The 21,680-nt window shown below is 53.4% G+C and carries 24 protein-coding genes and 1 tRNA gene; 12 read left to right on the top strand and 13 right to left on the bottom strand.

The window, feature by feature from the left end:
* Positions 1 to 227 precede the first annotated feature (227 nt).
* Entirely contained in the window at positions 228 to 824 is a 597-nt protein-coding gene (locus O0S09_RS00005) for an RPA family protein (RefSeq protein ID WP_268921803.1), read from the bottom strand.
* Positions 821 to 2,737, bottom strand: a complete 1,917-nt coding sequence (locus O0S09_RS00010) for an OB-fold nucleic acid binding domain-containing protein (protein WP_268921804.1) — start codon at positions 2,735 to 2,737, stop codon at positions 821 to 823. The genes O0S09_RS00005 and O0S09_RS00010 overlap by 4 nt, the downstream gene beginning before the upstream one ends.
* A 116-nt stretch (positions 2,738 to 2,853) precedes the next feature.
* Between O0S09_RS00010 and O0S09_RS00015 the strand changes: the two genes are divergently transcribed.
* Positions 2,854 to 3,039 (top strand): DUF1858 domain-containing protein, encoded by a 186-nt coding sequence (locus O0S09_RS00015; RefSeq protein ID WP_268921805.1) that lies wholly within the window; start codon positions 2,854 to 2,856, stop codon positions 3,037 to 3,039.
* A gap of 7 nt (positions 3,040 to 3,046) precedes the next feature.
* Here O0S09_RS00015 and O0S09_RS00020 read toward each other — a convergent pair whose 3' ends face one another.
* The 3 genes from O0S09_RS00020 to O0S09_RS00030 are packed head-to-tail and all read right to left on the bottom strand — an operon-like array spanning position 3,047 to position 6,053.
* A complete protein-coding gene (locus O0S09_RS00020; protein WP_268921806.1) occupies positions 3,047 to 3,976 on the bottom strand; it encodes an adenosylcobinamide amidohydrolase in 930 nt (309 codons plus the stop codon).
* 5 nt (positions 3,977 to 3,981) lie between these two features.
* Entirely contained in the window at positions 3,982 to 4,578 is a 597-nt protein-coding gene (locus tag O0S09_RS00025; protein ID WP_268921807.1) for a GNAT family N-acetyltransferase, read from the bottom strand.
* A gap of 47 nt (positions 4,579 to 4,625) precedes the next feature.
* Entirely contained in the window at positions 4,626 to 6,053 is a 1,428-nt protein-coding gene (locus O0S09_RS00030; protein WP_268921808.1) for a DUF4346 domain-containing protein, read from the bottom strand.
* A gap of 105 nt (positions 6,054 to 6,158) precedes the next feature.
* Between O0S09_RS00030 and O0S09_RS00035 the strand changes: the two genes are divergently transcribed.
* The 4 genes from O0S09_RS00035 (at position 6,159) to O0S09_RS00050 (ending at position 8,430) form a co-directional block, all read left to right on the top strand.
* Positions 6,159 to 6,878, top strand: coding sequence for a CehA/McbA family metallohydrolase (locus O0S09_RS00035; protein ID WP_268921809.1), 720 nt, complete (start codon positions 6,159 to 6,161; stop codon positions 6,876 to 6,878).
* Positions 6,875 to 7,729, top strand: a complete 855-nt coding sequence (gene truA / locus O0S09_RS00040; protein ID WP_268921810.1) for a tRNA pseudouridine(38-40) synthase TruA — start codon at positions 6,875 to 6,877, stop codon at positions 7,727 to 7,729. The genes O0S09_RS00035 and truA overlap by 4 nt, the downstream gene beginning before the upstream one ends.
* Positions 7,726 to 7,950 carry an alpha/beta hydrolase family protein gene (locus O0S09_RS00045; RefSeq protein WP_268921812.1) on the top strand — a complete coding sequence of 75 codons (225 nt, stop codon included), beginning with the start codon at positions 7,726 to 7,728 and terminating at the stop codon, positions 7,948 to 7,950. The genes truA and O0S09_RS00045 overlap by 4 nt, the downstream gene beginning before the upstream one ends.
* Before the next feature lie 96 nt (positions 7,951 to 8,046).
* Positions 8,047 to 8,430 carry a hypothetical protein gene (locus tag O0S09_RS00050; protein WP_268921814.1) on the top strand — a complete coding sequence of 128 codons (384 nt, stop codon included), beginning with the start codon at positions 8,047 to 8,049 and terminating at the stop codon, positions 8,428 to 8,430.
* A gap of 157 nt (positions 8,431 to 8,587) precedes the next feature.
* On the opposite strand, the gene O0S09_RS00055 is transcribed toward O0S09_RS00050, so the two are convergent.
* The 4 genes from O0S09_RS00055 to O0S09_RS00070 form a co-directional block, all read right to left on the bottom strand.
* The gene (locus tag O0S09_RS00055; protein ID WP_268921815.1) at positions 8,588 to 9,172 is read right to left on the bottom strand and encodes a flavodoxin family protein; all 585 of its coding nucleotides are present in this window, start codon (positions 9,170 to 9,172) and stop codon (positions 8,588 to 8,590) included.
* Positions 9,169 to 9,759 (bottom strand): flavodoxin family protein, encoded by a 591-nt coding sequence (locus O0S09_RS00060; RefSeq protein ID WP_268921816.1) that lies wholly within the window; start codon positions 9,757 to 9,759, stop codon positions 9,169 to 9,171. Before O0S09_RS00060 ends, O0S09_RS00055 begins: the two co-directional genes overlap by 4 nt.
* A gap of 56 nt (positions 9,760 to 9,815) precedes the next feature.
* Positions 9,816 to 9,897: transfer RNA gene (locus O0S09_RS00065), tRNA-Leu, on the bottom strand.
* Between the two features lie 78 nt (positions 9,898 to 9,975).
* Entirely contained in the window at positions 9,976 to 10,368 is a 393-nt protein-coding gene (locus O0S09_RS00070) for a winged helix-turn-helix transcriptional regulator (RefSeq protein WP_268921818.1), read from the bottom strand.
* 141 nt (positions 10,369 to 10,509) lie between these two features.
* Between O0S09_RS00070 and O0S09_RS00075 the strand changes: the two genes are divergently transcribed.
* Genes O0S09_RS00075 through O0S09_RS00100 form a run of 6 tightly spaced genes read left to right on the top strand, consistent with a single transcriptional unit; the run spans position 10,510 to position 15,794 of the window.
* Positions 10,510 to 10,902 carry a hypothetical protein gene (locus tag O0S09_RS00075; RefSeq protein WP_268921819.1) on the top strand — a complete coding sequence of 131 codons (393 nt, stop codon included), beginning with the start codon at positions 10,510 to 10,512 and terminating at the stop codon, positions 10,900 to 10,902.
* Between the two features lie 6 nt (positions 10,903 to 10,908).
* On the top strand, positions 10,909 to 12,114 hold the full coding sequence (locus O0S09_RS00080; protein ID WP_268921821.1) for an HD domain-containing protein: 1,206 nt from the start codon (positions 10,909 to 10,911) through the stop codon (positions 12,112 to 12,114).
* A gap of 5 nt (positions 12,115 to 12,119) precedes the next feature.
* Entirely contained in the window at positions 12,120 to 12,668 is a 549-nt protein-coding gene (locus O0S09_RS00085; protein WP_268921822.1) for a UbiX family flavin prenyltransferase, read from the top strand.
* Positions 12,665 to 13,906 carry a UbiD family decarboxylase gene (locus tag O0S09_RS00090; protein ID WP_268921824.1) on the top strand — a complete coding sequence of 414 codons (1,242 nt, stop codon included), beginning with the start codon at positions 12,665 to 12,667 and terminating at the stop codon, positions 13,904 to 13,906. Before O0S09_RS00085 ends, O0S09_RS00090 begins: the two co-directional genes overlap by 4 nt.
* A 13-nt stretch (positions 13,907 to 13,919) precedes the next feature.
* A complete protein-coding gene (locus O0S09_RS00095) occupies positions 13,920 to 15,104 on the top strand; it encodes an aconitase X catalytic domain-containing protein (RefSeq protein ID WP_268921825.1) in 1,185 nt (394 codons plus the stop codon).
* Entirely contained in the window at positions 15,105 to 15,794 is a 690-nt protein-coding gene (locus tag O0S09_RS00100) for a site-2 protease family protein (RefSeq protein ID WP_268921826.1), read from the top strand.
* A gap of 172 nt (positions 15,795 to 15,966) precedes the next feature.
* Here the strand turns inward: O0S09_RS00100 and O0S09_RS00105 are convergent, their stop codons facing one another.
* Positions 15,967 to 17,601: a cache domain-containing protein gene (locus O0S09_RS00105; protein ID WP_268921827.1), complete on the bottom strand. Its 1,635-nt coding sequence runs from the start codon at positions 17,599 to 17,601 to the stop codon at positions 15,967 to 15,969.
* 296 nt (positions 17,602 to 17,897) lie between these two features.
* Here O0S09_RS00105 and O0S09_RS00110 point away from each other — a divergent pair, with 296 nt between their 5' ends.
* Positions 17,898 to 18,791 carry a methionine synthase gene (locus O0S09_RS00110; protein ID WP_268921828.1) on the top strand — a complete coding sequence of 298 codons (894 nt, stop codon included), beginning with the start codon at positions 17,898 to 17,900 and terminating at the stop codon, positions 18,789 to 18,791.
* 126 nt (positions 18,792 to 18,917) lie between these two features.
* Here the strand turns inward: O0S09_RS00110 and O0S09_RS00115 are convergent, their stop codons facing one another.
* From O0S09_RS00115 to O0S09_RS00125, 3 genes are all read right to left on the bottom strand, one after another.
* Positions 18,918 to 19,925, bottom strand: coding sequence for an FkbM family methyltransferase (locus O0S09_RS00115; RefSeq protein WP_268921829.1), 1,008 nt, complete (start codon positions 19,923 to 19,925; stop codon positions 18,918 to 18,920).
* Positions 19,926 to 20,056: 131 nt separating this feature from the next.
* The gene (locus tag O0S09_RS00120; RefSeq protein WP_338148494.1) at positions 20,057 to 21,139 is read right to left on the bottom strand and encodes a radical SAM protein; all 1,083 of its coding nucleotides are present in this window, start codon (positions 21,137 to 21,139) and stop codon (positions 20,057 to 20,059) included.
* A gap of 109 nt (positions 21,140 to 21,248) precedes the next feature.
* Entirely contained in the window at positions 21,249 to 21,680 is a 432-nt protein-coding gene (locus tag O0S09_RS00125; protein WP_268921831.1) for an N-acetyltransferase, read from the bottom strand.

The following is a 21,680-nucleotide window of genomic DNA, read 5'->3' on the forward strand; positions in this document are numbered from 1 at the left end:
GGTAACATAGTTGGACGAGGGAGAATATAAACCCACCGAACCAGCTCTGATACATTCACAGCTGAAAAAACTCAGCTGCGCCTCACAAACAGACAAGCAGACTGTGAGGTAACAACATAGATCATTGATACAAATAAAAACAGCAGATCCAAATTCCGGAACGGCACAAAGCAAAAATGCGGAGAAAGAACCAGCCTATGCAGAAACAAAGACAAAAATAGGGAGGATTAAAGAGTCATCATCCTGCTCAGCGCATCATACACCATACGTCGCCAGTGTTCAGAATCGAACCGGTATGTCTCGCGCGCAAGAAGAACATCACTTCCGACATCTTCCCCGGCCAATGCATCAATCCTGTCCAGCGTTGAACGCGCTGCATCCTGCACCCAGAGATCGCGTGTCTCCTGATCCACCACAAGAACCGATTCGGCGCGCACAGAAGTGAAAACTTTTCCCTCCGGCGTCGTGTACACACTCGGCTTGCCGACAACCGCCACAAACACCGGCGTCTCCGGATCAATCTTTGCCAGCTGATGCATCGCCTCCGGCTGATACGAACCCGCAGTCACAAAGAACAGGCCGGTCGGATCCGAAATGCGCGCGCGATACAGAATATTCTGATCCCCGACTTTATCCTTCTGCGTAATCGTTCCGACCAGCAGAACACGGTTACACCGCTCGCCTGTCGGCAGAAGAACATACAGCGGACTTTTTTCATCCTCGGTATCCTTAAACGTCTTCGTCGCCTCGCGAAGTTCAGCAGCAAACACACGCTTCGCCGGCTCGCGTTCGTACGACATAAAATTCGAACCTGCATCACTCATTGTTCCTCACCTCCGGGAGAAGTCCCCGCGCGATTCATCAGTTCCGCAGTTGCGGAAGGATCCAGATGAATAAACTCGGCAGACTTCACCAGAATCCTGCCCTCAAAGTCATTACCGAAACAACGCACATACCGGCCGCACAACTTTTCCGTGAACTGTGCCTGTACCTCCTCAAGTCCGAGCGGACTCTCCGAAGCAAGATCAATCGCCTGATCCATTGTCATCCCGGTAAGTGCTTCCGTAACCTCGCGGCCCATCAGCACATTGTACGCCTTATGACCGTCATCCAAAACTGCCTTGATGCGCAGATCATAATGGTAATCATTCTGAATCTCATGAATCGGACAGAAGTTCTGGCGTGACAGTACACGATTGCATCCTTCCACCGGGCACCGCTTCACCAGACCCGAACCTCCGGAGATCTGCACAATTGTTCCCGCATACGCATCAAAAACCGTACCGACCGCAATATCGACATCCGGCTCATCCGCCTCATACACCGCATTATTCAGAACAAGGGATAGACGACCGTTGTACTCATCCACTTTCGCATTCGTAACATGATACACACGACCCGGCTCCAGCTTCTCCTTCGTATCATCCTTCCACAGAACAAACTTGATCCGCCCGGTCTCATCTCCCAGCAGACCGGTCTGAAGCATACGCTCACTCCGCGACTCCCACTCCTCAACAAACTTCACGTGAAGAGAAGCAAAACCGACCGCAAGATCCCGGATGCTTGTCACCGGCAGCGGCACTGACGGAGCAACTCCCTGCACAACAATATCATCGCCGTCATCAGCGATGGAGTACTCCGCACTGTTCAGACCAAGAGACAAACGGCCATTGTACTCATCCACCTTCACATTCTTGATCAGATACACCTGACCCGGAACAAGCTTCTCTTTGCGATCATCCTTCCACAGAACAAACTTGATCCGCCCGGTCTCATCACCAACAAGACCCGTCTGCATCATGCGATCGCTCCGCAGCTCCCACTCCTCAACAAACTTCACCCTAACAGATGCATACCCGGGAGAAAGATCACGGATAGCTGTCACCGGCAGATCCTCTTTGGGCGCGGGCATCACGACCGGTACCGGAATATCCGTATCCTCATCCTCCATCCACACACCCGTATTCAGTGCGAGCGACAGACGACCGCCGAACGTATCCACACTCGCATAGAATATATTATAGACCGACCCGAGAGTCAGCTTCTCCCGACCTTCATCCTTCCACAGAACAAACTTCATCTTCCCGGAAACATCCGCTACAAGACCCGTCTGAAGCATACGGTCGCTCCGCGTCTCCCACTCCTCAATGAACTTCACCTGAATCGATGCCGCAACTCCGGGAGTCAGATCACTCAGACGAACCGGTGCGGCGGGCATCAGGCTCCGATCATCGGCAATCGGTGTGACACGGGAACCCGAATGAAGCTTCAGGCTCGGAACATCGCGGAACGAATCAACAACCGCCGACTCAATCCGGTACCACTGCTCAAGTTCCAGCGGGGGAATCTCACTTGCCTTCGCAAACACCACAAACCGGACGGCACCCGAACTGTCCGCAAGAACTCCGGTCTGTGCGATCGACGGAGATGTCGGCGTCTGCAAAGACACCACTTTCACCTCAACCGTAACCCACTCACCCGGCTGAATCTCGGAAAGGGAATAGACCCCGCCTTCCGGTGCTGCTGACGGCGCGGCAGGCGAATCATCCTCAGGAATCTCGTACAGCCGCATCTGATCGGACAAAACTTTCCGTTCCGCCTCATATGCCACCACACCAAACTCATTGATATAGCTTGCAAGTTTATCCGTAATGCTCTGCCTGTCCGGCGAAACTCCTTTGGATTCTAATTTTTGGGAGATTCTGTCGGTAATCTGCTGGATCTGACTTGGGTCCATTATGATCTCCAACAGATTCATTGGTGTCATACCATATTAACCCCTGACCCCGCGTACTGAAAGTGCCTGTGCTATGTTCGGAAACATCAAGTAGTCGAATTGCCAATGTAGTATACATGGCAATTACCATCGATTCAACTATCGCTGACCTGCTCCGCGAAAAACCGGAGAGTGCCGCAATTCTGCAGAGCTTCGGCATGGGATGCCTTGGCTGTGCAATCGCAAACAACGAAACCATCCGCGAGGCCGCAATGGTTCACGGAATCCCCTTAGAAGAGCTTGCCAAAAAGCTCGGCATCTAAAAATACTTTATTTTTCTCCCAGCTTTTTTGCAAGATTCTTCAGTTCCGAAATACCTGCTTCAGGATTTTTCAGCAGATGATTCGCAACCTCGGGGATATGCACAAGACGGCAGTCCATACAGCTCCAGACCGCACCGTGCGGTGTTTCTATCATGGTTCCAAGCTCTGAATCCATGCAGGGGTAAAGGGGACAGTAGCAGAAACTGCACTGCTGCCGCGGGTAGTTGTGGCACGGATAGTAGGGACAGCCTTCCGGCACCCACTCCGTCCAGTGGTCGCCGCCGTACCGGCTGTAAATAAAAAAGGAGGGACGTGTCCGCCGGACAATCGCAGGAGAGCCCCGCGACCATCCGCGGGAGACGCCCCACGTAGAGAGAAGATATGTGTCAAACCTGACCAGTGCCTCGGTCAGGGCCTGACGAACGGCTTTTGCAATCCGTTCGCCGGTATCGGTGAGAATGCCGGCAAACATCTCGGGGGCCGAACGGGATTTTTCCGCGGCGATCACCACGGCGTCGGTAGGCGATGCGCCGGCGGGAAGTTTTCGATCCATCAGCACCTGCATCTTTGTCTCCGTCACCGTGATCATTGCCCCAAGCAGTGCCGTGTCCGACAACGGCCTGTCCGAGGTGACAATAATATTGATGGTGCGGTTGCTGTCCGAAACACCCGCGGTGACAAATACGGTGATGTAGTCATAGCGGGCAACACAGAGATTGGTGATCGGAACTGCAGTCAGTAGTCCGAAGTGCGGCTGAAGAAATCCCTGCACAGTTGCGACCCGATCAATCGCAAGCGCGGCATCACCGGAAAAGTTCCGGGGAACGGTGATGTTCAGGATCGTTCTGACGTCGGCAATGCCGCCGTCAATTCCGCTGCTTGCCGCACGAAAATTACCGCGGACGATCAGGACATCATCTCTGAGATAGTATCGCATGGACGTCAGACTTCTTTGAGGTAGGAGTAAAGCGAAAAATACTCAACAATTGCTTTTTCAACCGGGGCTTGCGGTTCGGGTTTTTTGTCGAAGATCTTTCCGAGGATTCCTTTCTTCTGATCCGCAGCGGGAGCCGGTTCGGGGTCAACCGTGACAGTTTTCACACTCCGGTACCCGCGGGGAATTTCACCGGCGGGAACGAACCCGCATTTGGTCAGGAAGTTCATCGCGGCAGGGTTGAGAGCCGGGATGCGGTTACAGACGATCGCGGCAAAGCCGAGGTCGCGGGCGGTCTGTAGGGAGTGTTCGCACATTTTTTTGCCGACGCCAAGGTTGCGGAAGGAGAACTTCACCGCATAGATGACCTCGGCGATGTGCGATCCTTTGCCGGGGTTGAGTTTGCGGAGCAGATAGATGCCCGCAACTTCACTGCCGATCTTTGCACAAAAGACGCCGCGGAACTGATCAAGGAAGGTTCCCATTTCCTCCGGGGAGAGAGGGGTTTCTTCAAGAAATGCATCACCCTCGGCAATGATGGAGTTCCAGACCGTCATGACGCTGTAGAGATCGGATGGTTCGTAGGGACGGATGGTGATATTCATGCTAATACAGTTATTGGGATGATTATGGTATAAGAGCAATCCGGTCTTCAGAACGCGCCGTCCTGTTCAAAACTTCTGCCGAACCGAAGGGCGAGTTCTGCTTTGTAGAGTTCTTTTCCAAGATACGCGGCGTGATCGAGCAGTGAAACGCCGTCTTCGGCAAGGATTGCGGAGAAGACGTCATACCAGTTTGTACCGGAGATGGCATGACCGCCCCGGACGGCGACGATTCTGCCGTCCTCAACGCCGATGCGGAAGTTGCCGCAGGGGTCATATGCGGCAAGATCGTCTGATGCTTTGGGTGCGTCAGAGATGGTTGTGTAGACCAGCGGTGGTTCGCGGCGGCGGCGTTTTTCCTTGAGGATCAGGACGTCCACGCCGGCGTCCTTGGGATAGGGCCGTCCCCGCGAGAGTGCGGTCATCTCAACAGCACGCCGCATCTCGCGGGTTGCGCCGCGGGTTTTGTCGGAGTGTGCGGAGACGAGGACAGCAGCCGCACCGCACTCTTCAGCTGCGGCGGCGAGCAGAGCACACATGCCCGGACTGTCGGCGTCAACCATCTCCACCACGTTGACGCAGCCAAGAACTTTGGGACAGCCGAACTCCGGCAGGTATCCGGCAAGCGAGGCGATCATGCCGGAGAGCGGAGGCTGAAGAAGCGGGTCGGCAAGAATCTTCGACAGGCCGAGTTTTTTTGCGGCGGCGACGGTGTCGGTGAGGGAAGTATCGCCGGGGATCAGAACAGCCGCTGCGCCTGCGGCTTCGACCTTCGCAGCAAGAAGAGGAAGCGTTGCAGCGGTCAGGGAGAAGATCAGATCGCAGCGGAACAGCGCGGCCTCGATGAGTGCGGGATCAAGTGTGTCAACCGAGAGCGGAATGTCCAGGTCCGCGACCTCCGCAAAGCATCGGCGGACGTCGTCGGGCGTTGCGTCAAACCCGAAGCCGAGATCCACCACGTCGGCACCGCCGGTCACAGCGGCAAGCACGGCATCCCGCAGGGCGGGATGCCGATGGGCATCCATGATCTCATGGATGACCTTGATACGGGACGTGCCGCCGAACATAACGCCGCGAAGCACAAACGCAGGTTCGGCAGTTCGTTCCATCTCCGATAACCGGTCGGCAGCCTGTCTCTGCCGTTCATCACTGAGAAGATCATCCGCCGGAGAGGTTGCGGAAAGACCGCCGGAAAGGATCAGCGGAACGCAGAGCCGCATGTCCGCGGCATGCCGCGTGCCTTTCCGAACCGGAACACCGCATGACGCTTCCACTTCCGCAAACGATGCGGTACACATACCGGAGACCACGACAAGATCATACCGGTCTGCCGAAAGCAGACGGGACAGAACTCCCGGAGACAGAAATGAGGCAATCTCTCCCGTTGGCACAATGGAGTACGTAAACGCGTCTGTACCGTCAAGTGCGGAACGCAGTGCCGTTTCACTCTGGCGGCCGGTGGGAAAGAGAACATGCATATGGTTTCTTATTGGATCGGCGAACCCGAAATAGTTAGGGTTTGCACGGCAGAAAAAAGCAGGAATATTAATCTGCAATGAAAGAGAATCCCCTTAGTACGCGAAATGGTTCTTCTTAAATGTGATCTGCACGTCCACACGAATGCATCAAGGGACGGGGAAAGTTCGGTTGAGGCCGTACTGGCGGCAGTGGCGGCGGCAGGGCTTGATGCGGTGGCCATCACCGATCACGACACAACGGAAGGATCGATTGCGGCACTCGCCGCACAGAATCCGGGAGTTCTGATAATCCCCGGCATTGAGGTTTCGACAAAACAGGGACATCTGCTGGTGCTCGGAACAACACAGGTTCTTGCACCCAAACAGGATGTGCTGACAACGATTGCGGAAGCGAAAGCACTCGGGGCGGTAACGATTGTTCCCCACCCGTTCCACCGCTGGCGGCACGGGGTCGGTCTCCGGTGTAAAGAGGCGCTGATCGCAGCAGACGCGGTTGAGGCACTAAACAGCCGCTACATTATCGGAACGGCAAACCAAAAAGCCGCAAAGATGGCAAAAAAGTATGGCAGACCAGCAACTGCAGGTTCGGATGCCCACAACTGTAAATTTGTCGGGTTCGGCGTAACTGAGATAGAAGCCGGGGAACGATCGGTTGCGGCAATTCTTGATGCAATTCGGGCAGGACGTGTCTCCTGCACCTGCAAAAAGACGCCGCTCCGTACCTATACCCGGCAGTCATGGGACAATACAGTTCGTAAGGTGCGCAGGCGCGTGCCGCAGTTCCGTCACCGGCCGCGGCGGAGAATCATCCACCGGAAAAAATGAAGCTCGCATTTGCTGTAGGATACAAGGGGGATAATTTCGCCGGGTCACAGGCGCAGCCAAACCGGCGGACGGTGGAAGGAGAGTTCATTGCGGCGGGTGTCGGCCTCGGTCTCTTTGCCGATGCAAAGGAGGCGCACTTCCGCATCTCCGGACGGACGGACAAGGGAGTGTCCGCCCGCAAACAGATCGTCTCCGTCACAACCGATCATCCAGAGAAGGCAGTCGATGCCCTGAACTTCTGGCTGCCGGACGACATCTGGTGTCTCGGGGCGGCCGAGGTGTCACCGGATTTTTATCCCCGCTATGCGGTGACATCCCGGACCTACCGGTACTATTTTCCCTACGCGGCAGACGTTGCTGCAATGGATGCAGCAGCCCGGCAGTTTATCGGGAGACATGACTTCACGCGGTTTTCCAAAATGGAAGAAGGGCGCGATCCGAACCGGACGGTAACAAAGGCAAGGGTGTTTGCAGCGCCGGACGGCTGCCCGGTGTTTGAGGTTGCGGCGAAAAGTTTCCTCTGGAATATGGTGCGGGGCATGGCAGGATTTCTTGCGTCGGTCGGCGCGGGAGTGGCCGAACCGGAGACGGCAGGCGATCTGCTGACGAAAGCCGGACACCGCGTGCATCCGGCTCCGGCAGAGGCACTGATCTTCTGGGACGCGGAGTGTGATGTCTCGTTTACGCCGATGCGGCAGGCAAGAGAGACAGTGCGGATGCTCGGACGGGCATCGGCAGCGGCCCGGGCAGAACTGCACGTCGCAGAAGCACTGATGAATGAACCTCCGGAGGAGATCTGGCGGCGGCGGCTGGTACGGGAGTATCCCGACCTGCGGCAGAGATCAACATGACAGAGATACCACAGAAACAGGTAACGATTGGAAAGATTCCGGCTATCCTCTGGGGTGAGCCCGCGGAAAAACTCTACATCTATGTGCACGGCCTCTGCGGCTGCAAAGAAGAGGCGGAGTCATTCAGCAGCATCGTCTGTCCCCGCGGATGGCAGGTACTGAGTCTGGATCTGCCGGGACATGGAGAGCGCAAACATGACACAGACGGATTTGTGCCCTGACAGGTTGTTCCGGAGCTGCAGTCAGTTCTGGCGTATGCACAGACCCGCTGGGAGAGAATAGCAGTCCGGGCCACCAGTATCGGCGCATGGTTTTGTATGATGAGTTTTGAGAACGAGCCGTTGGAACGCTGTCTTTTTGTGTCTCCGGTTCCGGACATGAACTATCTGATAGAAAATATGATGCGGCAGGCGGGCGTAACGGATGAACAACTGGAGAAAGAACAGATAATCCCCACACAATCCGGCCAGGCGCTGTCATGGAAGTATCTGACTTATGTGCGGGAACATCCGATTGCGAGCTGGGAGAAGCCAACCCGGATATTGTACGCAGAGAATGACAACCTGATCGACCTCTCTGTGGTCGATGATTTTTCCAGACGGTTCCATTGTCATCTGACGATTATGAAAGGCGGGGAGCACTGGTTCCATACACCCGAGCAACTGAAGGTTTTGCACAGCTGGATAGAAGAAAACTGCTAAACCGGACCCCGCGGAGATACCTGGGGAACAGACGGTTCCCCCGTCTATTATGGATTTCGGAAAAAATCTCATTTATGGCTTTTTTTCCCGACCCATCAAAAAAGCCGGAGGAGAACATCACGGAGTTCTTTTAAAAAAATGGAGCGAAGATCAAAGATCAGATCATCTTCGCGATCCGTTTTCCCTCGGCCTCGGCAAACGCCACCGATTCAGGCCATCCCCTGACACCGCCGTGCTGATCCATTCCTGCGAACAGAACATTTTCGGTGTACGAAAATCCTGCATCATTGAAGAATGCCCGCACGACCGGGAATGCCGCATCAAAGATGTGCGGGATATCCTGCCCGGACGTGCCAAGATACACGCCGATGTGATTCCTGAGATGATCGTCAGAGAACGCAAGGGTTTTTGTGACAAACTTCTGTGCCCAGAGAAACTGTCCGCGGTCAATGAAGGACTTCATCTCCGCGGTGACGGTCATGGAGTAGATGGGGGAGGCAAGAACAAGAATGTCTGCGGCAAGCACCTCATCAAAGATAGGCGTCAGATCATCCGTAAGAATGCAGACACCTTTTTTGTGGCAGGCATTGCAGCCCCGGCAGTTTTTGTGATCGATATCCACGAGCGAAATTTTGTTCGTTACGGCTCCTGCACGTTCCGCACCCCGAAGAAAGGCATCAAGAACCGTATCGGTGTTTCCATGTTTGCGGGGGCTTCCGTTTACTGCGGTGATCTGTGTCATACTACCTCAAGGGATGCAAGAAGAGCGGCGGCGGTATCTTTTGCTTTGGCAACAGCCGCAGGGTTTTCCAAAAAGTCGGTCTTCTTATCAAGACCATTGAGAAGGAGAAGCATTGTGTGTTTCGGTTTGATGCCCGCAACGTCAAAGAGGAAACGGGCGACCGGCACGGTGTGATCAAAAATGTGGTCGCGGGTCTGTCCGGCAGTTGCGATGAAGAGGCCGAGTTTTGTTCCGGCCGGTTCCTCAAAGGTATGAAGCACGTACTTCCGTGACCAGAACACCTGACAGCGATCGATCAACGCCTTTGACTGCGCACAGACCGACATGGAGTACACGGGAGTTGCGAGGATCAACACATCAGCATCAAGGATTTTCTGTGCGAGGGGTTGAAAGTCATCCTCCTGAATGCAGCGGCCAAGTTTTTCACACGCCCCACAGCCTTTGCAGGGGGCGATGGAAAGATCGGTGAGCACTACTTTTTCTGCGGAAACGCGGTCGCCGGTCTCGGCAAGAATGGTATCAAGTGCCGACTCGGAGTTGCCGTGGCGGCGGGGAGAGGTGGAGATGGCAAGGATATGGGGAATCATTTATGTGTATATTGGCAGGAGGAGAAATAAAAGAAATGGAACAGACCAGATTACAGTGCGAGGGGAGGGATTCGAACCCGCGAACTCCTTGAGAGCAGATCTTGAGTCAGCCTCCGTTGGCCACTTGGATACCCTCGCAAAAATACGGTTACTCTATTGGAGAGAAGGGAACATCAACCTGTCGCAGACGATACATCCGCCACCATCTTCACCACCTTACCGGACTTGTTCCGCATTGAAGTGAATCGGGCACCCCTCATCCGCATGACCGCCGTTCTTCATCACCCATGCGAGCAGCGGAATAAGCAGTTCCCGCAGTTCCCATCCGGAGACGGTGAGATAGTAGCGGACAACCGGCGGAGTCTGATCCACCACCTGACGATAAATAAGCCCCTTCTCCTCAAGATCCTTCAGCGTATTCGACAGGGTCTTTGAACTGACGTTGCAGAGATAACGTTTCATCTCGTTGAATCCTGCAGAACCGTGGTTACCGATAACCGCAATAATCATCAGCGCCCATTTTTTGCTGATCGTGTCCAGCAGTCCGTGCAGAGGACAGAAACAGATCTCAAGATGTTCCGGATTGTCGGGTGTCGCCGTATGCTCCAAAAAGATCACCTTACGATATTCATAGGCATTCCCGGAGGATAAATTCTGACACTAAGTAACAAAAGGAAACCACCCCGCCGTTGAAAAAATCCAGTGTAAAGATTCTTTAACAGATACGCGCATATAATTATCATTATGGGAATGAACAAAACAGAAATCATTGCGGTAACATTCGCAGTACTCGTCGTCTTCTGTGGTCTTGGCGCAGGAATCGGCGGACTCATCATTGAAGAGGCAAACGGACACTACGTACAGGGGCTTTCCGAAAAGACCGGTACCGAACTTACCAAAATTACTGCAACCGACGGCTCAAGCATTGTCGTGTTCCGCACCGCAGACGGAATCTACATCAATGCACGCTCCATGATGAGCGCCTTTCAGGGATTTTCGGACAATGTAATTGTCTACACCGTCGAAGGCAATCAGATCACCGGTGAGCAGTCCGCCCCGATCACCTTCAACCATGCCGCCGGACTTCTCAGTTCGCCGGTAGGATCCATGCTGTTCCATCTGCCAGCGATCGGACAGAAATAGATCCTCATGCCAAAACAGATCAAAGACCCGGTCCATGGATATATAGAAGTCCCTGCAGAAATTCTGCCGCTGGTAGACTCACCGGCACTGCAGCGTCTTCACCACATCCGGCAGCTGGGCTTTGCATATCTGGTGTATCCCGGAGCAAACCATACCCGGTTTGAACACTCTCTTGGAGCGATGCACCTCGCATCTCTTTTATGCAGACGCCTCGACTTTGACAAAGTACAAACGCGGACAATCTGTTGCGCCGCACTCCTGCATGACATCGGCCACGGCCCATACTCGCATGCAAGCGAGCGGCTGATGCAGGAGTACACACAGTTTTCGCATGATGACATTCGCGAACAGCTGAATCAGCCTGCACTTGCGGCGCAGCTGGAAAAAAATGCCGTAAGCCCGGACGAGGTCGCAGCCCTCATCTCCGGCAGCCACCGGTATGCCGGCATCATTCACGGCGACCTTGACGTGGACCGGATGGACTATCTCCTGCGGGACGCTCACTATACCGGAGCTCCGTACGGTAACTTCGATGCGGAACGGCTGACAAAATCCCTCGCGATTGTTGCGGACACCCTTGTCCTCAATGAGTCCGGCATCTCGGCAGCCGAGTCGCTACTGATCGCACGGACACTGATGGGCCCGTCCGTCTATTATCATCATGCCTGCCGGATCGCAGAAGAGATGTTTCTGCTTGCATGCCGCAGACATTTCGGAGACAACACGGACGCGGTCCGGGAGTTTCTTACCCTGGATGATGTGACCGCAACCGCCCTTCTGCTCAACTCTCCGGAACCCATCACCCGCGACCTGATGATCCGTATCCGTACGCGAAACCTCTATAAGAGAGCAGTCTATGCCGGACGCGAACTCGTGGACCGCGACCATCTGCCGCATACCGCAAGCGGCATTGAACGCATGCACACCGCAATCGCGGAGACCGCAGGAGTGTCTCCGGACAAGATCATCCTCGACATTCCGCCTCTGCGAAAGGAGATGAAGATGGATGTGAAGGTGCGTAATCACCATGACCTTGTGCCGTTTGAGGAGATCGTCCCGATGATAGCCATGATGAACGCCACCCGTCAGGGACAGTGGCGGCTCGGCGTGTACGCACCCGCCGACCTTCGCGAGAAGGTCGGCGACGCCGCACGCGAGGTACTCGCACTGCGGCGTGCAACAAAACAACATAAACTCACAGGTATAATATAAGAAGGATGAAGCGGATCGTTGTCGGAGTCACCGGAGCTTCCGGGACGCTGTACGCAAAGCGGCTGATCGAAGCCCTCACAAAAACGGACGGCATCGAGGTGTATCTGATCATCTCCGACACCGCAAGAACCGTCGCACGTCTGGAAGAGGTGGACCTTTCCGGCTACCCCGTGCATTACGAGGAGAACTGCGATCTCTCCGCGGGGATAGCCAGCGGATCGTTTTTGTTTGATGCCATGGTTGTCATTCCGTGCAGTATGAAGAGCCTTGCAGCAATTGCAAACGGCTACTCAACAACCCTGATAGCCCGTGCGGCGGACGTAGCCCTCAAAGAGCGGCGGAAACTGATCCTCGTGCCGCGGGAGACACCGTACTCCCGCGTGCATCTGACCAATATGCTTGCCGCCCACGATGCAGGAGCGGTTATCCTGCCCGCTTCCCCTCCGCTGTACACACATCCGCAGACGATTGCCGATCTCGCAGACCTGATCGCCGCCCGCGTACTGGATCACTGCGGAATACCCCACACTATTGGATCACGGTGGAAAGAATGAGAGATTTTATCAAACGAATGATTGCCGAAGGACTGGCTGAGGAGATATCCGAACCGGTCTCGTCGGTATATGAAGCGCCGAAGCGGGCATTTTTCAGTAAAAAAATGCTCTACTTCCACAACTGCGACGGACACAAATGTGTGATGAACGCGATCGCGGACCGCAAAAGCCTCTCGGTCGCACTGGGCATTCCGGAGGAGAGACTCGTCAAAACGCTTGCCGCATGCACGTACGCAGGGAAAACCCATGACGCAGGCCCGCTGACCTTCGTTCCGGCAAAGCTCTCCGCGCTTCCGATCATGAAACACTTCCCCAAAGACGCAGGCCGCTATCTTACCTCCGGCATTGTGTTTTCCGCGTGGGACGGTGTGGAGAACGCATCGATTCACCGCATGGAAGTTCTCGACGATACGCATCTGATCGGAAGAATCGTGGAAGGCCGTCACACCTACAAGCTGCTCCAGCAGGCAAAGGCTGCGGGTGAAAAGCTGCCGGTCGCAATCGTGATCGGCGCACATCCTGCGGTGACCTTTGCCGCATGTACCCGGGTTCCGGAAGGAAAGGAGATGGCGTACGCGGCAGAGATTCTCCAACAGGACATGCCTCTTTATGCATGCCCGAACGGTATCCGTGTCCCGGACGCAGAGATTGTACTCTATGGGTACATGACCGCAGACCTGCATGAGGAAGGTCCGTTTGTGGACATCAGCGGTACGTATGATCCCGTCCGCATGCAGCCGGTAATTGAACTTGAAGGAATGGCCTGCAAGCCGGACTTCATCTATCACGGCATTGTGCCTGCCGGAGCGGAACACAAGATGCTGATGGGCGCACCCTACGAACCGCGGATTTATCAGGCGGCAGCAAACGTGACAAACGTCCGCGATGTGTTTCTCACGCCGGGCGGAGCGGGCTACTTCCATGCGGTGGTGCAGATAAAAAAGATGACCAACGGCGACGGCAAGAATGTGATCATGGCCGCGTTTGCGGCGCACACCTCACTCAAACATGTGGTGGTCGTGGACGAGGACATCAACATCTATGATCCAAACGATGTGGAGTTTGCCATTGCAACCCGCGTCCGGGCGGATCAGGATGTGATGATCATCTCCGGCGTTCGCGGCTCGTCGCTCGATCCCTGCCGGATCGGTGACGGCATGAACGTGAAGATGGGAATCGATGCAACAATGCAGCTCGGGCACGAGGATGAATTTATCCGTGCAGACTGGAATGAATAAGTAAGGAGTGAATATGGAACTGGATACGTACGATCAGGCGCTGCTGGATGGCGAGTACGGCGAGAGCCGTCAGAAAATGATGGAGATTCTGCTGGCGCTCGGCAAGATTTACGATGCGGAACGATTTATTCCGGTAAAGAGTGTGCAGGTTTCCGGAGCGTCGTTCAAGACGATCGGCGATGCCGGTCTTGAGTGGTTATCGAGCATCGATGCAAAAGCAGTGGTGCCGGCATTCCTCAATCCGATCGGTATGCCCCGGAACGGCTGGGAAGAGCTCGGCATCCCGCAGAGTTTTGCGGAGAAGCAGATTCAGGTGAACGAGGCGTATATGCGGCTCGGCATCAGGCCGACCTGCACCTGTACGCCGTACTACTTCAGTATCGTGGAACGCGGCGATCACCTTGCGTGGTCGGAGAGTTCGGCGGTCAGCTACGCGAACTCGGTGCTCGGCGCACGGACGAACCGCGAGGGCGGGCCGTCCGCGCTTGCCTCAGCGCTGACCGGCAAGACACCGGAGTACGGCCTGCATATTGTGAAGAATCGTCTGCCGCAGATCGAGTTCCGGCTGGATGATCCAGAGGCGGCAAAGAAGTGGACGAACGCCGAGTACGGAGCGCTCGGTGTGGTTGCCGGTGCGATTGCCGGGAACCGTATCCCGCTGTTTATGGGGCTTCGACCGAACCGCGATATGCTGAAAAGTCTCGGTGCAGCAATGGCTGCGTCCGGCGCGGTTGCGCTGTATCATGTGAATGAGATTACGCCGGAGACGCGGTTCCCGTTCTTCAAGCAGCATATTGCCGAGGACGAGCGCGAGGTGGTGACGATTGAGGTCGCGGACGTGCTGGATGTGTTCAAAGAGACGGAGGTCTCTGCGGTTGCGATCGGCTGTCCTCACCTTTCCCGCGAGGAGGTTGCCCGTGTTGCGGAACTCCTTGCCGGTAAAAAGACGGTGATGCCGTTTTATGTGTTCGTCGCCGAGGAGATGCGGGCCTCCTGTGCAGAGGAGCTTGCGGTGATCGCAAGGTCCGGTGCAAAGATTGTGCCTGACACCTGCATGGTGGTCTCGCCTCTGATGGATCATGCGGGAACGGTCATGACCAGCTCCGGCAAGGCGTTTTCCTATCTGCCGGGTATGTGCGGTGTCACTCCTCGGATGGGAACGCTTGAGGAGTGCGTCCGGGTAGGATGTGGTGAGTAAATGAGTTTTCTGGAAAAAATATCTCCGTTTGAGCGGCGTGATCTCCTGTTCGCCTGGTTCTGTCTGGCGGTCGCGTTTACGCTCGGTATCTCCGGCGGTCTTGCGCTGATCACGGATGTCGGCAAAATCTCGGTGAATATGCTGGTGATGACCTTCGTTGTTGCGGTGGTGACGGTAGGGCTTTCGTTCGTGCTGCACGAACTCGCCCACAAATTTGTGGCAATCCGATACGGGTACTGGGCAGAGTTCCGCAAGAATACGCAGATGCTGTTGATCGCGGTTGTGGTTGCGGTCATTACGGGTATTGTGTTTGCCGCGCCGGGAGCAACGCTGATCAATACCGCCGGACGCGAGATGACGAAGAAGGAGAACGGTATTATTTCTCTTGCAGGGCCGCTGACGAATCTTATTCTTGCAGTTCCGTTCCTTGCGTGCCTGATTGCAGGTGTCCTGCTCGGCGGCGCATCGATCAGTGTGTTCACCTTCCCGGGATTCCTGTTCTATCTGGGCATGATAGGATTCCAGGTGAATGCGATGCTCGCGTTCTTCAACATGCTGCCGGTCGGTCCCCTGGACGGCAGAAAAATCCTCCGCTGGAACGCGGTGGTATTTGTTGCCCTGATTGCAGTGTCGCTTCTTGTCCTCTACGTCTCGCTGCAGCCGGGAATGTTTGTTGCCCTGCTGCTCTGAAGAGGAGCGGGGACTTTTCTCTTTTTTGTCGGGAACCCCCGCGGTCTCATTTTACAGCAGCACGGGTATCACCGGAAGGGATATGAAAAAAAGAACCGAGACTCAAGGCGCAGAGATCCCGGTCACATCCGTGTCCCGCTGCCAGAGGAGCGGGACACGGAATACCAATGATTCAGGTATTCATCGGGATAGTGAGCAGAATAAACCGGTCATCACCGATCGGCTGCATATACTTCAGAGACAGCTGGGTTGTACCGTGGCTCTCCGACGGGAGATTAATATAGCCGAACCCTCCGCCGATCCTCGCCAGGGCAATCGTTCCGCGACCGATGGATGCCCCGTAGATATCCGTAACACCCAGAAGATTTCCGGTGGACCACGGCTCCGGATCATGATAAATCGAATTTCCGGCAAAGTCGTAGATGCTGAGTTCGATATCGTCACGATAGTACGAACCGTTATTCATCGCCGCCAGTGCAGGCTCCCACCCCTCGATAGTAATGAAGGCGGCAATCTCCCGGGCGTACTTCAGCATCTCCAGCCGCTTACTGGCGGGAACCACCGCGGTAATCTCCGGATGATACTCGCCTGCAGCGATATACCATGTCTCGTCGATCGGCTGAATATAACTAAGCATGACCTCCACGTTCAGATTATGTTCCGGATTCTCATGCACATGGGTAATATATCCTCCTCCCTGTCCTGCCCGGAAGGTATATGCCAGAACCGCAGCCACCCCGTTTTCATCCTCCTCCAGCATCCAGTTCATACCAATTCCCTGCGGGTAGAACGGATTTGCCAGCAGTGTGCCGTTCATATCAAATGCAACCGTGTAATATTCTTTTGTCGTAAACTGTCCGTCCTGTTTGCTGAACTCCGCAAGCGCCGCTTCTTTTCCGGTCTTCTTGGCAAACAGATAGGCCTCCCGGACAAACTCCTCCAGTTTCAGATCGGTGGACCGGGTCGGGTAACCCACCTGCTGGGTCGTCCCAACATCCGAGGTCACAATAACCGTAGGTCCGGAAATATTCCGCTCCGCCGTGGGGGAAACCGTATCCCAGGCAGCAACCCTAGTTACCACACTGAGGGCGCCGTAGCTGTAGGCAGCATAGGTTTCCACGCCGGACTTCGTACTCAGAATCTTTTCCAGTACCCGGGCCAGTTCCGTCTGATCCGGAGTGTGTATATCATGGATATTTTCGCTTTTCAGATCATGTTCCGGACTGTGGATAACGTATCCCGCTTCATCCACGATCCACACATCATACTTTTCTGCCGGCTCATAGGAGTGGACGAGGCTTTCATAGTACAGTGAGGGATCAAGTGCCACAATCAGGATCCCCGCGTACGTACCGTCTCCGGTGACCATCGGGAGAATCGCGGTCGTGACATTGAAGCCGTATGTCCAGTCGACCAGCGTCAGAGGCGGCGAGTTGGCAGAGTAGGTAAAGTGCGGATCCTCAATGGTAACGTTGAGGAGAGAGGACATGAACGGGTTTGCCGTCGGTTCAACCAGGGTAATCCGCTTCTCCGTATCCACAATCATCAGAGCCTTCACGGACGTATACTTCAGGTACAGACTGCCGAACACCTGATGTACCAGTGTTTCATTGGTCGGATCTTCCGCGATTGTGTTCGCAGCGTCCTGTAAGGCAAGGTTTGCCATGGTGACAGAGACCCCGACCGCACGCGTCAGGTTCTCCGCAACCGCAAGCTGATCCGCATACTCCTCTTCCAGTGTATGATGGGTCTGCAGCGGCTGGCTGATGCATCCCGCCGAGAACGCCATGAGGGTCAGCGCCAGCACTGTGCAAACCAGTATTCCTCTGCCATGCCTCCGGTATTGGCGGGTGTCGGTTCCATTCCGCCGTACCTGTAAATGTACCATTTTCTCCTCAATTTTAAAAACACACACAATGAATTCATAGAAGTTGTATTACTCTGAAAAAACTCATCCCGAATGTATTCAGTTATTGAGTTGTAATATTAAGCACCCCTGTATTTAGAGGTATAGGTGCATGCAGGGTGAAGAGAAGAGGGCGACCGGCACAGAACCGGTACATACCCAAACTTTTTTTATGTTTCTTCCCGAATGCTGTAGATATGCAGCTTCCGAAACTTCTCCCGACCACGGTTGTCGGATCTTTTCCGTGCGTGAAAGGAACCGGCCTTTCGGCACTTTTTGATCCGTATAAAAAAGCGGTACAGTTTGCGGTCGCCGAGCAGCTCCGGGCAGGCGTGGACATCATCTCCGACGGACAGGTACGGGCCGATATGGTACAGGCATTCGTCTCAAAGCTTCCGGGAATCAACGGAAACACGGTTACCGGGACAATCGGCATCTCGGAAAAACCGATTACGGTTGCGGATACCCGGTATGCTTTAACACAGACGAAGTATGTGAAAGGCATTCTGACCGGGCCGTGTACTCTTGCATATGCGCTTAAGATTGCAACACCCGCCTACCGGAACCGGGACGAGCTGGTACTGGATCTTGCGGCGGCCCTTCACTCGGAAGCGAAATTCCTTGCAGCGAGCGGCGCATACATGATTCAGGTGGACGAGCCGATCCTCTCGACCGGCGCGATGGATATTGAGACGGCAAAAGAAGCGCTCAAAATTATTTTCCGGGATATTGCAACACCGTCGTGTATTCACACATGCGGACGGCTGAATACGATCTCGTCGGAGTGGACGCGGCTGCCGGTAGATGTGATCGATTTCGAGTACTCGGTAAGCCCAGACAATCTCTCCGACATCTCGCGTCATGATCTGCGGAACAAAAAGATCGGCTGCGGATGTGTGAAGAGTTCCGAGCCGGAGGTGGAGCCGGTCGAGGAGATCGAGAAACGGATCCGATCCTGTGTGGAGGTGTTCGGCGCGAAAAATATTCTGATCGATCCCGACTGCGGCCTCCGGATGCATACGCCGGAGGTGGCGTTTGCGAAACTCGCGAATATGTGCGAGGCAGCGAGGAACGTTAGGGCTGAGCTGTAAGAAAGGAAAGGCGGGGTTACTCACCAATTGTATTTTTTTCTTGTTGACTTCATCAGTTCAATTCCGGAAATAAAATTTGGTTGAGGATCATGCACATCAGGAACAGATCAGCAGTTCATCCTGATATTAAACCGCATACAATACTGATTCCCACGCATTGTTTCCATCACCCGCTTTGTACTGCCGGAGATAGAGTTTGTATGACGGATTTAATTGCAGGATGTATTCGGGAATCTGCCAGAGATCGTCGGGTTTGTGATACACACAGATTGCGAGTTTTGGTTTTTCCATTATGATATGATTTTTTGCTCCCGTCAGAGCATCCAGTTCAAATCCTTCGATATCCATTTTGATGAACGTGACAGGTTCATTGATATCATCGTCAAGAGAAGTTATCTGAACCTCTTGATCTCCTGACTGTGAGATATGAGATCCTGAACCTCCTGATGATATCTTGAGTGATGCTCTTTCTTTTCCGACACCCGCATTTCTCAAAACAATTTTATCAAATACTTCTCCTTCCCATGTTGAGAGATAGTGGGATGCCTTTTCATAGTTCCCTTTTTCTGGTTCATAGAGATAGATTTTTGAAAAATTTCGTATCCGGCTGATAAACATCTCAGTAGTATCTCCAACAAATCCGCCACAGTCCACAAAAACTTCACTGTCAGTGAACTGCATAATGTTCTTGTCGAAGTACTGGTTGAATATGAAATCACTCTCAGCATGGAGCAGTTCAAAATCTCCGGTGATTCTATATCGCAGAATGCACATCAGGGTTTTTCGAGATTTTTCATCACTGAGAAGATCATACAGTTTCTTGTACTCTTTCTCATGTTCCAGTATTTTGTAAGAACCACCATAGCCAACCTGCTGATCTCTTTTACCATACACTATTCGTCTGAGTTTATACAAAACAGAGGTGGCGCATCGAGAATGCCTGAAGGGACATTTATTCCATGCGCTTGTACACCATTGTCCAAAACGAATACCACTATTTTCAGTTTTTGATGTTTTGAGAGATTGATAATAGGTTTCTATAGGCTCTGCTCTGCTCTGCTCTGCTCTGCTCTGCTCTGCTCTGCTCTGCTCTGCTCTGCTGTTGCGACATCCTACAATATACTCACATGTCAAATGACATAAAATATTCTAAAGAAAAAAATGATCAGGAAATAGTACATAACACCCCATCAGATTACGACGCGTATAAAAAAGAATCAATCCCCAAACTGCACCACATCGATTCTAAGGTGAAATGTATCAAGTCACCCTTCCCACTCAGGCCCGAACACTAATCCGTGCTGAATAAAGGATCTTGGCAGATTCCAGTTGGCAACAGACGACTGATAACAGGTTTTACAGGATTCAGGCATAGCCCCGGGATCATTCACTGTCGCACGGAATGACTGATACAAGGGATGATTCCACAGATCATCACACGTGCTCATCTCATCAATATGCAGAAATTTTATGGGAGTTGACATGCACGGGCGGATGTAACCATCAGATCCAATAAACAAATCACGCCATCCAACATAGCAGGGCCGGTGAAGTGCTGACTCTGCAGGATCTTCACCCTGAATGTAGGGAAGCTTTAATTTGATACCAGAGGAGTCGGCTTTTGCGGCAGCCTGATCAAATACAGCACGAACATCATCCTGCATATTGAATAGCGTCTGAGAGTCAAGATCACTTCTGAACGAGGTGAAATAGACGATCTTTACCTCATCAAGACCAATGTCTGCCGCGAGATCAACCATCTCCGGAATCTGATGATAGTTGTCTTTCATCGCGGTGAACACAAAATTGATGTACGGAGCAGTAAGACCGCGAGCATTGCGGATGGAAATAATATTTCTCAAAGATTCGGTGATCTTTTGGAAACTATCCCCCTTACGAATCCGGTCATTCATCTCCGGAGTGGAGCCGTCAAGACTGACTGCAATGATATCCACATGATAATCAAAAATTGCATCCGTCAGATCATCAAGTTTCATGCCGTTTGTACAGAAATATTTCTTCAAGGGAAACTGATCCACGTATTTCAATATCCCCATGAAGTCCGGATGGATAGTAGGTTCACCCCATCCCATCAAAGTTATTTCTCCAGAGTGAGAAAAAAGAGGTGACAACTTTTGCAACCACTCTAACTTGAACTGGGTTGGATGAAATTCAACGGCATTTCTGCCGCACATGATACACGAGAGATTGCATGCATTCGTCAGCTCACATACAATCCTCCTTGGGTAGTAAATAGGGCAGTAGAAATATATGAGAGTGACGTGGATACTTATTGATGATAATTCGGGCAAAAAATAAGGAATTATTTCAACACCACGGACTGACAAATATGCAACGGAAAAATCAGGCTCAAAATGAAGCTGAGTCTGAGTCGGGACAGCTCATCTTGAAATCCTACCCAAGAAGGATTCAATATACATAAAATATAAGGGTTCGTCAGGACGATGCAACCCACCGCATCACATACTCATCATGGCCGGTCTCGGTCTTGCGGCGGGACAAAACCGCAAACCCTCGTTTTTCATAAAACATACGTGCCGCAGAATTTTCCACATACACACAGAGCATGAGATCGTCTGTGCTCTCCTGCACATAACGGATCAAGGCAGAACCAACTCCCCGGCCCTGACAATCCGACGCAACAAACAGTGCACCGATCGTATTTCCGTCAAGAACACTGAGAAAACCGCAGACACGATCCTCTTTTACAAAAACATACGTCACGGAAACCGGCAGATACCGGTCCCGCACGACGGAAAACTGTTCCCGCCAATACGAAGCAGGAATGAAATCATGGGAGTGGATGCTTGCGGAGAGCCAGATGTCCATCACACTCCCGGCATCCTCCGGAGTAAACAGGCGGATCAT

The sequence above is a fragment of the Methanocorpusculum vombati genome, from assembly GCF_026891935.1.
In the GTDB taxonomy this organism is placed as follows: domain Archaea; phylum Halobacteriota; class Methanomicrobia; order Methanomicrobiales; family Methanocorpusculaceae; genus Methanocorpusculum; species Methanocorpusculum vombati.